Here is a 12,969-nt window from a genome sequence, read left to right on the forward strand (position 1 = left end):
CTTAAATTATGTTTCAATTCCAATATGGTCCGATTTAAACTTCCATTATAGACATAATTATCTTCTCCCTTCATAGAAGTTTCAATTCCAATATGGTCCGATTTAAACTTGCAACTAGCCATTCAGGATAAATCATTTTTTCATAGTTTCAATTCCAATATGTCCGATTTAAACAGGTAGTATTGAACCTTTTTTTGGATATTATGAGCCGTTTCAATTCCAATATGGTCCGATTTAAACCTTTGAATACATTTGTTGATACTGCGTCATTTAGAATGTTTCAATTCCAATATGGTCCGATTTAAACCCGTTAGGGGAGTCGCATTTTTCAAAGGTTCTCCTAATATAAATACCCTATTTTTTTCGGGAACCTTCAGTTATTAAAAATTCCTTAGGAGGTTTACAAACTTTATTCCTCTATATACTAATATATCTTATTATTTCCATTATTTCAATATTAAACTTATGCCTACTACATAAAATTTAAAAAACTATTATTTTATAAGCAAAAACACCCAAGTGAAAGTGTGATATTTGGTAATTAATATCCAATTTCACATTTAACTTGGGTGAAATTTGAAATATAACAATCTTCTTTTTAAATATATAATTTTACTCTACCATGTATAATTTTTTATATTCATTTTTAAAATACAAAAATATACAATATAAACCATTTACCTATATTATACTACAAAAAATAGTTTGTTAAAATATTTTCATTTTTTATTAATAACTCTACTAAACCATCATTTATTTATAGAATAAAATATAATGACATTAAGTATAATATTTTGAATTTATTCGTAATTCACACTATATCTGTGTAACACTAATTAGATAAATTTAAAACCACACCAAATTTTACTTGGTGTGGTTGAAATCATTTTCTTTTTTCTGTTCCTTTTTATATATTAGTTGAAATATATTTATCATTGGAAGCTTTACAGGAGGGTTTATACCAGATAATGCTGTTACACTCAAAATATATGAACGGGATAATTGAGATAAAGTAGTTACTCCATTTATCTTAAGCATTCTCTCAAAATCTTCTTTTTTTATTTTTTCCTTATTACCAATAAAAGCTCCCTCAATAGTTAAATTTATCTTAAATAATATTGAATTTTTCACTTTAGACTTAACTACTACAATAAATTCTAATAATCCAAAATACTTCTTATCATCTTCTTCGATATTTAGTATATTATAATCAAACTCATAACTAATATTTATTTTTTCATTTTTACTCACAATTTGCTTTGTTTCTATTGAAAAATTAGACACTCTGTTTCCTAAAAATTGAAAATCCGCTAAAATATCATTTGACTTAATCATGCATTTTCCACCAACTTTTCATCAAATTTTATATCTAAATCTTCATTTTGTATATCTACTTCATCCCATACATTAGCCTCAATTGAATTGCTTTCTTCAAAAATAACATTAAACTTCCATCCCAATTTTTTAGATATTTTCCAAAGTTGCTCTATAGTTGGATTGTACTCTCCACTCTCAAGCTTTGATACCATCGACTGCTTTATTCCTAATTTTTCTGCTAATTGTTTTTGAGTTAATCCGTTACTGGTTCTATAATCAAAAATCTTCATTGATACATTATATAATATATCATCTAATTCAAAATAATCTTTTTCTTCATCATCTGAAATTTCATCTATAAAATTCCATACATTTTTTAGTTTTTTTGTTTCCATAATCAACACCTCTATTATTTATAAATTATTTCTTCAAGTCTTTTATTAGCAATTTTAATTGCATTTTTATAATGCTTTGTATCCTTTTCTTCAAACGTGCATAAAAGTATCACTATATTTTTTCTTTCCAAATCTGTAAACTTAAATATTATTCTTAAATTTTTCATGCTTTTAAATCTCATACAATATAATCCATCAGAAGCTTTTAATATCTCAAACCAATCCTTTTTTTGATAACATTCTGTCCATCTATCTTCTATATACTTAATTCTCAATCTAAATTGTCTTGTAAACAATGACTTATATCCACTTTTTTCGAGAAACTCCTTCATTTCTTGTTCACATTCACTATGCATTAGTATCTTATTTGTTAAAAACTGTTCTGGATAAATTATTTTCCCAAAAGAACTCATATATTTTCTCCTTACCTATATTATATTACTTATAGGTAATATTTGCAATAATTTTATAAAAAATTATTACCTATAAGTTATATTGCCATAATGTACTTTGTTTATACATACATCTGTAAATTTTTATGTTAAATAGTTTTTAAATTATATCAAAGATATTCCTGTCTTTTATTTTAAAACTCATATTCAATAGGTTTATAGGAAAAATAATTTTTCACTCAAACATCCTGATGGTATATACATAATATTCTTTGAAATTCTATCCGCATATTCCGTAGTTATAGGTAATCTTGTCTTTTTAAATGAACCAACATGAAGTTCTGAAAGATAAAATATCTGCTTTACAATATCATCAAGTGATGTGTCCCCATAAACCTTTTCTATTTTTAATGGTCTTGGAGAACCTATCTTTATATCATTAGTAATTAAATATGCATATTTTCCATTTGTTAAATAACATCCTGCTTCAGGATTTTTAAATATTTCTTTATCCTTTATTGCAAATTTAACTGCTCCTTGTTTTTTAACTTCTACTATATCAAATTTAATATTTTTTTGTGAAAAATAATTTATATACCAATTTATGTTTTCTCTTGCAAAACCATCTCTATGAATAACAATATGTTTAGGTTTTTGTTTAAATTTTCTATCATAACTTAATATTATTTCATCAAAAATTTCTTGCAGTATTCCTTCAACAATTATTTCACCTGTCTGAGGAATTTCCGGTTTAAAATAATTTATTAATGTACCATTTTTATCAAATACAACTGAAGACGATGGATACCTTATTCCTTTATATGGATTTCCTACATCTAAGCCTACAAAGCAATCTACATCGCTGTTAATTTCCTTTAATCCCCAAGGAACTCCTCCAGATTTAGCAAGTATCCCTAAGGAAATTTCATATATATAATAAATTCCATTATAATTATTTAAGTCCTTACAATTATTGATTATCTTTAAACTGTCAATACATATCATCTGTGATGGTATATTATGCTTAGCCCATATTTTTTTAAACTCTGAATAAGGATTCGATTCATCTGATTTATTTGGTATTACACACAAAACTAAATCAAATTCTTTTTCGCTTTTAATCAAATTACCAGCAATTCTTTTATACTCGGTAATATCTCCAAGTTTGTATTTACAAAAAATTCCCGTATATTCTAAATCCAATAATGATTTTATAGCAAAATTTTTTTGTTCAGTTTTATCATTACTAACTATATACCCATTTTTGTTAAAACTCAAAATTTTTGAAAGTGCATTTTTAGATTCTTCTACATAACCTTCTGGGCACATAATAGCAACCCTTATTTTATTATTTGGTTTTAAATAATATCCTTTACAGAATACCTCTTTTTTGTTCTTTATTACTTTTCCATTGGATACTAAGAAACAAGGTTTATCTATTTTCCCTTGCTTAAATCCAAGCTTATCAATACTATTTAAATTAAAGTCAAACCTTAAGTTTTCCAATTCCTTTATTTCACCAATATCATCTAAAAAGTCAGATAGACTTCTCATTCTATAATTCATATCCATTTTTATATATTTTTCAATATCGCTTGAAAACTTACTATCTATACTTTTTAAGCTTTCTCTATCAATTACTTGTTTTAAAGAATGTGGAATAAAATAAAATGTATTTTTATGGCCCTTTACTTTAATTACATTTGCTTTTTTATCTTCTTCAGTAAATTTATTAACTCTATATCCTTGTTTATTATTAATAAAATAATCTATTAGGGATTGCCCCTTTAATTCACTTAGTTTATCCGATATTGTCTTGTCAAGGATGCCTTCAATTATACCTGTACTATTTGTATTGTTTGTCCATAAATAATCAACTTTTAATCCTATTACATTTTTATTTTCTTTCATCATATCATATATTGTTTTATCACTTTCAAATATATGATTAATATCACATCTTAAATATGCATATCCATGATCATCAATAAAAGGCATTATATCAAAAACCCTATATACTCTTATTCCATCACGATTTACAATTGAAGTATAAATTTTTTTATTCTCTTCTTTTTGTAAAATCACAGGGTTTAAAATGCTTTTCCTAAATTTTATTTTATACTTTTCTACTTCTTTTTCTTCTGTTTTGTCATAAATCTTCTTATTCTTTAAAATTTTATTTATGTAGTAAACAATTAAATTAGAATATACCTCTTTATGATTTTTAATATCCAAGCTTTTACATCCAGTATACTCTATTTTCACTCCTTTTATTTCAGGCATGTTTTCTAATTTTTTTAATGAATAAAGATACATATCTCCCATTCTTGATACAAACTCAAATTTATTCTGAGAAGATAATGCATATTGTGCTTTCCCTACTGCTTCATAAAAATTATCCACACTTCCAACACCACTTAAAGTATACTCATGAAACTTTTGTTCTTTTAATTGAATATTTGATTTAAATATTTCTAAATGAAAACTCATAAAAAACCCCTTCCCATTACATAAATAATCATTTAATACATTTATTATTTTAAATAGAATTATTTTACATATAACTGATTTATATTATAGTTTATAATTTTTATTTTTTCAATAAACACTATTTGTAAACTAAATTAAAAAACCAAGCATTTTGCTTGGTTAGATACATCCTTTTTATAAAAAAACGCAACTATTTTTAGTTGAATTATTAAATGCAACATTTTTTTACATACACTTATACCTAATCACTAATATCAATTCCAATATGGTCCGATTTAAACTCCAAATGAAATGCAAATTTACACTTTTAATAGTTAGTTTCAATTCCAATATGGTCCGATTTAAACGAAACTCCTAAGATAGGTAAAAGATATCCTATATATTGTTTCAATTCCAATATGGTCCGATTTAAACGTTGGTTCAATTCAAGTTGGTTTATTTGGGATCCTAAGTTTCAATTCCAATATGGTCCGATTTAAATTTAGAATATCATATGAAGAATCTGAGTGTTGTATTTAGTTTCAATTCCAATATGGTCCGATTTAAATATTTAAACTGCTTCTTGCTCTTAACACAATAGCAAAGTTTCAATTCCAATATGGTCCGATTTAAATTTGGTACTAAAACAACGTTTCAAGATATTTCTCAAAGTTTCAATTCCAATATGGTCCGATTTAAATATGCAGGTAAACAAATTTTTGTAAGATTGCATGAATCGTTTCAATTCCAATATGGTCCGATTTAAATCTTTACTACTAAATGTTTTTTGATTTATTTCTATTTTGTTTCAATTCCAATATGGTCCGATTTAAATCCGTTAGGGGAGTCACATTTTTTAAAGGTTCTCCTAATATGAATACCCTATTTTTTTCGGGAACCTTCAGTTATTAAAAATTCCTTAGGAGGTTTACAAACTTTATTCCTTTATATACTAATATAATTTATTTTTTCCATTATTTCAATATTAAAATTGAAGCTAAAATCTATAATTATATTAAAAATTATAATTCGACAGGTAATTATAAAAAATTAATGGTATATAGCAATGTTTTTAGAATTTTAATTATATACTAAAATAGTTCAGTTCATATAAAATTACCTGCCGAACTTAGGAAATTATATAAAAACAATACTATAGCACTATTTTAGTTATATAAAATTATCTTCCCTTTCGTCATCCAATAAGCCAAGCTCACTATTATATTCACAGTTTACAAAATACATATGGTACTTTGTATCATATTCTATCTTATTTTCTTTTTTAAACCTAAAAAACTGACCAGATGTTATTGGAACACAATATCCCATTGCTTCAAAATATTCTCCATCATCTATAGCTTTTAAATAATTCATTTTAAATTTAAAAGGTACAGCTTGGAATGAATCAAACATCTTATCAAATTCTTCTTCAAGCATTTCATCTTCTATCATAGGTGTTAAGTTACTAACTATATATTCAAAACCATTTTTAACTTTATTAAATAATTCCCTATCTTCAGCAGAGTATCCATTTTGGTAAACTTCGTTAACTATGTTTTGAACTATATCCTCTTCTAAAATGTCAACTCCTCTTAGACATTCTAATGTTTTAAAAACATAATCTTGATTTCTATATACAAATTTATCCTTCTCTCCGCCTACAGTAAAAATATTTACATCACATATTCCCTTTTTTCTTTTCCTATTTACTCTACCAAATCTTTGAATTAGAGCATCACAGGGTGCTGGTTGAGTGTATAAAGTATCATAATCAATATCAAGCGATACCTCTACAACTTGAGTGGCAATCAGCAAATCGTAATTATCTATGTCCTTTTCCTTTTCTTCTCTGTCCCTTAGTATAAATCTGCTGTGAAGAAGTATATAGTTTATAGAAGTATCCTTCAATCTTTCAGCTAAAAGCTTATAAACATTTTGTGCCTCTGAAACTGTGTTTAAAATTACAAGTACTTTTTTTCCTGATAAAACTTTTTCAACTATTTCATCAATATACTTATATACACATCCTTCTTTAATAACAACTCTATGTCGTGTAAACTCCTTTAATTCTTCTTTAGGCATAGTAATAATGTTTTTTATTTCTAACTCCTCTTTAAACATATCCATTATAAATTTAGGCAAAGTAGCTGACATAATAAAAAAACTTGCACCTATTTTTTTAAGAAATTTACAGGTACACAGTAATAATGCTGTGAGCCTTGCATCATACGAATGAATTTCATCTAAAATAAAAAGTCCTCCCTGCATTTCACTTATTCTCTGTTCAAATCCTTTTATTGCAAAAAAATTCTTTATAATTTGGTGAGGTGTTAAAACTTTAATAGGTCTATATATTTTTTTACTTAGATCCTGTATGCTTTTAATCTCTTTATAAGACATATCCTCATTCTTCTCAGATAAATACTTATTTAAAAAATATGATGCCTTATTATGCAAAACACCGACATTGTCCTCTCCAAAATAATTGGCAAATCTTTTATACATAGCATTAATTGAGGCTGTATATGGTAAAACATAATACAGTCTTTTATTACTTCTCCCCTGATTGAAGCTCCAAAGTAAAGAAGCCTCTGTTTTTCCACTACCTGTTGGAGCTATTAAAAAAATATCCCCCGTTATTTTTTTGCAAGCTTCCTGTGTGCTTCTAAAAGTTTTAAATCCCAATACTTTTTCTATATCTGCATTGATTTTTGTAATATTATAGATATTTGCTGACGCTAAATGATCGGCTGCTGTGACAAAACCTTTTAAGAAAGTATATTTAATTTTATCTATTTCATCAAAGCTATCCTTTAATTTTAGATACTTGTGTACACATTTTTTATATCCATCTATTAAACTATCCCTATTTAATTTTTTATTTAATATATTAAGTCTATATCCTAAATATTTCTCCGACAATTCTTCTACATTATTTAAAAATTCTATTATTTTACTCTCATCTTGTAGAAAAATATTAATTTGTTCTTCAAATATTTGCTCTGCTACCTCATCCTTTGTATTGTATTTTTTTCTTAATTCATAACAATCCTTATGATGTGTTATAATAGCCATTACAACATCAAAAATATATTCATCCTCTTTGTTTATAAGTCCACATAAACTTGCAGATAATATTTCGTGCCTATAACCCCACTTTTTCCCTAAATTCATCGATTCCTGAAACCCTTTTGATATTTTCCCTATATCGTGCATAAAAATAGAAACAAACAATTTTTCGAAAAATTGATTGTCCCTAATAATATTTTGAGCATCACTATAAATCTCCTTTATATCTCTATATACTTTAAGTGCGTTTTCTGTATGAGAAAGGAGGGTTTCCCCCTCCTTTTTAGCAAGCACAGAATCAATATTTGCCATGCATATACACCCCAATATTTAATTCCTCATCATAATAAACTCCATCTATTTTACACTTCCTAAATTCATCAACTATGTAGAAGGGTTTAACATCTACTACCTCTCTTGGTATATCTTCTGTAAAGTAGGAGGGCAGAGCTAAAACAAAACCAAATGCCCCCTTATTAGGAAATGGAACTGTTGTACCTCCGAATAATACAGGTTCCTCTGCTTTAGTTAACTCTACTTTCCTTATACTCTCAATATATGCCAAATCCTGACTTCTTCCCAGCAAAATCTGATATCTTGGTTCTTTAAAATACTCCTCAAATCTCATATCTTTTATATACAAATATATCTCTGGTTCAAACAATATTTCTCTCCTACAAATATTTGATTTTCCAAAAAATTTTTCATCAACCTCATATATATGTTCTAAATCAACGCACCTTCCACTACATTTAAAAAAGTACCCAACTTCAGTATTCTCCAATGTAACATATTCCCCTTTAACACTCTGTAGAATTCCAAATACTGTCGATAGAGGTGGAACAGGAAGTGTTGGCTGATATCCTGAAATAAAATTAGGGTATCTAAAGGAAGCTGTCCAACCCTTAATATGAACTCTTAAAACCTCCATCTAACCACCTCTTTAGTCAACAATATTTTCTACTTCTCTCGAAAAACTAAAACAAGCATCCTTTACTGTTGATACTATTATTTTCTTTTTTGTAAAATCGTTTGATAACATAAGAAGTTCTTCCTTTAATTTATCATTAAATCCATCTGCTATTCCTATATAGATATTTGTTAATATTCTATCATCATAGTCACTTAACATTTCTTTAAAAGCATTAAGATTAATGGTTGCATTATCTCCATCAGTCTTTGCAATATCCATTAAGATATGGTTACCTCCATTTATCGCAAGTAATATTATAAACCTTGGTACAATATCTGTAAGATGAGTTGTTTCTTTTGCACCACCTGTTAGATATGGAATAACCTCAATCATATCCTTTATTCTCTTTACTTTTTCTTCTCTTTTTAATTTTATTCCATCTTCTACTATTTCAACATTACCATTATCCTTATATTTCTTTAAAAAATCATCTGAAATATTTTTGTAGCCCGCCTTTTCTTTTTTTATAAAATAACCTGAATTATCAACATCTATTGCAAATATACCCTTTAAAACAGTTGAATAGAACTCGTACTCATAGGGAACCGGAACTCCTTCGTGCCTTGACATAACAGCATAATCATTTACTATTCTCTCTGGAAAAACAGAAATCAAAGGTGAACATTTAAAGGGAGATATTCTTGTAACTGTACCACCTTCTGTCTTCATATATCCAAACATATCATCATCTTCATATTCAACTGGATTTACTTCTGTAAAAGCTATTTTTTTATCTCTTGTAATAGGAGATAAATTCCATCCTTTTTCATTTTTTAATGAATTCCTAAACCAATATCTAAACGCCTGTGGTGAAACATAGACATAACTTTCTCTTCCCTTTTTTATTTTTTTTACAATAACACAGTTATCTGTTCTTGCCCCTTCATCCGAACCTGCGTTATTTAAAATAGAATGCGGTGCATTTATATAATAAAACCCCAATATATTTTTCATCATTTATCCTCCTCATCTTCTAAATCAGTTAAATTTTTTCCCTTAAACCATTCAAATAAATTTTCATATATTCTAAAGAGCATTATATCTTGAGATTCTCTAAAATTTCCTTCATTAACTATATAGTTAACATAATCCTCCATTGTAATTAAAGGCTTGTCTTCATTCATTTTTAGTTTGTCCTTAGTAATTTTCAACAAAACGTTTGCAAATTTTGCTCTTGTATCAGCCTTTTCTAAATCATAAAGTCTATTTAATTTTTCTGTCTTTTTTATGTATTCTGATATATTGTCTGCTAAAGTTTTAATAGCCTCTATTCTCTTTTCATCCAATCCCAACACCTCCTTTAAATAGAGGGAAAACATTCTAAAATCACCAATTATTTCTCTTTTTCCCTTAATAAAAAAATACCGTACTATGCTTTCATTATTTAAAAGTCTTTCATATACATTATTTCTTTGGTTTTTTATCTTTTCTTCATCATATTCTTTTATTTTCTTTGTTAAAACATATCCCTTTTTTACTAATCTGTTCCATTCATTCCTATTAGATAAATAATGAACCTTTTTTAAAAATTTAAACACTTTATCAGGCAATCTATAGATAAAAAGTTCAGGTGATTGATTATAATTTGTAAATTTATAAAGCATTATTTCTGAACCTTCTTCTATTTCATCTGAATATTCATCAATTAGTTTGTCTGCTATATTAAATAATGCATTTACTGCATTTGAATAGTTGTCATTATAGCATCCTGTATAATTATCTATAGTAATTTGTTTTTGAATTTCCTTAATACAAATTCTTGCCCAAGATTTTTGAATTGAATAATCTGATGAATGTATAAGAGCAAAATATTTCCCACAAGTATAATAAATTAAAGGTGATACTTGAATAGCAAATACACAACCTGCACAGTACCGTTCACCATCAATTAAATTCGAAAAAAAATTCCTATAGCTACCAGAACCAATTAAAGGAATATACGATTTAGAATATTTTGTTACAACTTTGTTTTTACCACAAGATACACAATAATTACCAGTGTTTATACATTTTATTTCATTAATTAAGTTATCTAAAAAACTACTATACTCTTTTTGCTTATCTTTAATAGATGGATTAGTAACTTTGCTATTTGGAAAAATAGAAAATAAACTTTTGTTCCACTTATCTTTAAGGTATAGTTTAACTAATAAATTCTTAATCGTTTCAAGGTCATTATCATCTATATCTTGTGGATTTTTCTTATTTAAATATGCCAGCATTGATGAAATACCTGCGTCAACAAAGGGATTACCTGTATAATCAAAATACCCCAACCAATTCACCTCCTTTTAAAACATTTTACAAATTTCCAAAAATTTATTTCTAATATAATATATTTTACACTTATTTAAAAATTCCTTCTATATTTTGTATTTTTATAAAACCCTAAATAAATACATCTATTTCATTTTTTTCTTTTCCAATGACACTTTTAGTTAACCATTTTTTATCCCTTGAAGAAAAAATAATTACTGAGTCTTCTTCAGTATCAATTAATTTATAAATCTGTGTTCTAATCTTATGTAGCTGTGCTTCAGTAACCTCTCCCTCAAATACTGAATTTTGAATCCAATTTAAATATGTTCTCAAAAATTTCAAAACTTTACTAACTCTTTTTTCTCCAACATCATATACAATTAAAACGTACACAGTTACCACCACATCTTAAATCCTTCGTATTTATCCTCTTCAATTAAATGTTTAATTAGTTTATAAAGTTCAAGCCTAATTAACGTCCTGTAACTAACCTCTCTATCTAATTTCTTATGATGAATTGTAGATGAAAGCTTATTCTCATATTCTCTTAAAAACTTTTTTCTGCCTTCATCGTTTAAATAACAATACTCTAACTCCTTTAAAAAATCACTTTCCTTTATAATCCCTTCATTAATTAATTTAAATATTACTCTATCTACTATAATTGGTTTAAATATCTCTGCGATATCAAGAGCAAGAGAAAACCTTCTCTCTCCAGGTTGATGTAGATAACTTATGGTAGGGTTTAACTGAGTATTGTATATTTCACCTAATACGGTTGTATACATAACAGAGTTTCCAAAAGAAATTAAGGCGTTCATAGGATTATTAGGTGGTCTTTTTACTCTTTCTTTAAATTCAAATCTTTCGCTTATTATAATCGGGATTGATTCATAATAGAGTTGTCTTATGTTGCCTTCTATACCCATTATAGTTGGTATATCAAAAGCTGTTAAAAGGTTCTGCCTTAGTTTTTCTATTTTTTCTATGATTTCTTTTAGTTTTATATCCTTATCCTCGTAATGTTTTATATTCTTTACTATATTGTAGCTTGCAGAATAAAGTATTTCTCTTGCTATATAGCATCTTTTTTCATTATCTATATTATGCTTTGCTTGTTGTATAATTAGGTATCCCGAATTATATTTTTCCCTTGGATAAAACGTACCTGAATAGTATCCATAATAGTTAAAAATATGTGCCATTATATTATTCTGTGATAAGAAATTAAGTGCTTTTGTATTTATATCTACTTCACCATAAATTAAGACACTTTCTACATCATTAACAGGTATGGCTTTAGAACCTTGTTCATTTTCAAAATATAGAGTATTATCTTTTCTTTTTAGTCTGCCACTGTTCATAATATAATAATTTCTTTTCATATAACCACTCCTTAACAAAAACACAATTCATAGTAACTACACTTTTTACATTTATGGGTGACCTCTGGTTTTGGTGGAATATTTAATTGTTTTATATAATTAATCTCATTAAGTAAAATATGTATTTCATCAAAAGCTTTTTCATCATATACTATTGTTTCTGTCCTTCTTTCTTGAGGGTAGTGTACTACCCCCTTGCTACATTGAATACCTTTCTGTCTCAAATAGTAAATATAATAAAGTATCTGATATTTTGTAGCCTGTTCTTCAGCTCTGCTCATTTTTATTTCGTGTATTGTTAAGTCCTTATCAATATAATCAATTCTTATTGTTTCATCGATTAATAACTCTGTTTTTTTCCCTTCTAATTTATCATCGTGTACTTGCTTACCTATTTCTACCTTATTTGAATTATGCTCCATAGTTAAACCTTTTGAGTAAAGCCAAAGTTTCCTTTTACATACTAATAAATAATTAATTTCTACTCCTGTAGCTTTTAAATCTATTGCAGGCACTTCCATTTTATCCCTCCTTTTCATTAAATTTATTACCCTTTTTTTATTTTTTAAACATAAAAAAAGAGCAACTTAAAAAAATTGCTCTTTAAAAAAGGTTGAATTCCAATATGGCCCGATTTAAACTATCCAGCAAGCCAGGAATATGGTTTCAAGGCAAGGAAGTTTCAATTCCAATATGGTCCGATTTAAACA

The 12,969-nt window shown here is 26.8% G+C and carries 11 protein-coding genes and 2 CRISPR repeat arrays (1 of these 13 running past the window's edge); all 11 genes read right to left on the minus strand.

Annotated elements, in window-relative coordinates; genetic code table 11:
• Positions 1 to 307: a CRISPR direct-repeat array (repeat unit 30 nt; unit sequence GTTTCAATTCCAATATGGTCCGATTTAAAC); it begins 393 nt to the left of the window's first position.
• Between the two features lie 557 nt (positions 308 to 864).
• Complete coding sequence (locus A3M9_RS0107290) at positions 865 to 1,335, minus strand: protein-export chaperone SecB (protein WP_027308643.1); 471 nt, start codon at positions 1,333 to 1,335, stop codon at positions 865 to 867.
• On the minus strand, positions 1,332 to 1,712 hold the full coding sequence (locus tag A3M9_RS0107295) for a helix-turn-helix transcriptional regulator (RefSeq protein WP_051350649.1): 381 nt from the start codon (positions 1,710 to 1,712) through the stop codon (positions 1,332 to 1,334). Before A3M9_RS0107295 ends, A3M9_RS0107290 begins: the two co-directional genes overlap by 4 nt.
• 14 nt (positions 1,713 to 1,726) lie before the next feature.
• Positions 1,727 to 2,125, minus strand: coding sequence for a hypothetical protein (locus tag A3M9_RS0107300; RefSeq protein WP_027308645.1), 399 nt, complete (start codon positions 2,123 to 2,125; stop codon positions 1,727 to 1,729).
• A gap of 195 nt (positions 2,126 to 2,320) precedes the next feature.
• On the minus strand, positions 2,321 to 4,594 hold the full coding sequence (locus A3M9_RS0107305; protein WP_027308646.1) for a Piwi domain-containing protein: 2,274 nt from the start codon (positions 4,592 to 4,594) through the stop codon (positions 2,321 to 2,323).
• A 251-nt stretch (positions 4,595 to 4,845) separates the two neighbouring features.
• Positions 4,846 to 5,407: direct repeats of the CRISPR family, unit length 29 nt; unit sequence GTTTCAATTCCAATATGGTCCGATTTAAA.
• Positions 5,408 to 5,743: 336 nt separating this feature from the next.
• The gene (locus A3M9_RS0107310) at positions 5,744 to 7,954 is read right to left on the minus strand and encodes a CRISPR-associated helicase/endonuclease Cas3 (protein WP_035166097.1); all 2,211 of its coding nucleotides are present in this window, start codon (positions 7,952 to 7,954) and stop codon (positions 5,744 to 5,746) included.
• Positions 7,941 to 8,573 carry a type I-B CRISPR-associated protein Cas5b gene (gene cas5b / locus A3M9_RS0107315; protein WP_027308648.1) on the minus strand — a complete coding sequence of 211 codons (633 nt, stop codon included), beginning with the start codon at positions 8,571 to 8,573 and terminating at the stop codon, positions 7,941 to 7,943. Before cas5b ends, A3M9_RS0107310 begins: the two co-directional genes overlap by 14 nt.
• A gap of 12 nt (positions 8,574 to 8,585) precedes the next feature.
• Complete coding sequence (cas7i, locus tag A3M9_RS0107320) at positions 8,586 to 9,569, minus strand: type I-B CRISPR-associated protein Cas7/Cst2/DevR (RefSeq protein WP_198011950.1); 984 nt, start codon at positions 9,567 to 9,569, stop codon at positions 8,586 to 8,588.
• Positions 9,569 to 10,891, minus strand: coding sequence for a type I-B CRISPR-associated protein Cas8b1/Cst1 (cas8a1, locus tag A3M9_RS0107325; protein ID WP_051350650.1), 1,323 nt, complete (start codon positions 10,889 to 10,891; stop codon positions 9,569 to 9,571). The genes cas7i and cas8a1 overlap by 1 nt, the downstream gene beginning before the upstream one ends.
• 112 nt (positions 10,892 to 11,003) lie before the next feature.
• Positions 11,004 to 11,267, minus strand: a complete 264-nt coding sequence (gene cas2, locus A3M9_RS0107330; RefSeq protein ID WP_027308651.1) for a CRISPR-associated endonuclease Cas2 — start codon at positions 11,265 to 11,267, stop codon at positions 11,004 to 11,006.
• A gap of 2 nt (positions 11,268 to 11,269) precedes the next feature.
• On the minus strand, positions 11,270 to 12,259 hold the full coding sequence (cas1b, locus tag A3M9_RS0107335) for a type I-B CRISPR-associated endonuclease Cas1b (RefSeq protein WP_027308652.1): 990 nt from the start codon (positions 12,257 to 12,259) through the stop codon (positions 11,270 to 11,272).
• Between the two features lie 11 nt (positions 12,260 to 12,270).
• Positions 12,271 to 12,780, minus strand: a complete 510-nt coding sequence (cas4, locus tag A3M9_RS0107340; RefSeq protein ID WP_027308653.1) for a CRISPR-associated protein Cas4 — start codon at positions 12,778 to 12,780, stop codon at positions 12,271 to 12,273.
• Positions 12,781 to 12,969 lie beyond the last annotated feature (189 nt).

Source organism: Caloramator sp. ALD01 (assembly GCF_000472625.1).
In the GTDB taxonomy this organism is placed as follows: Bacteria; Bacillota; Clostridia; order Clostridiales; family Caloramatoraceae; genus Thermobrachium; species Thermobrachium proteoclasticum.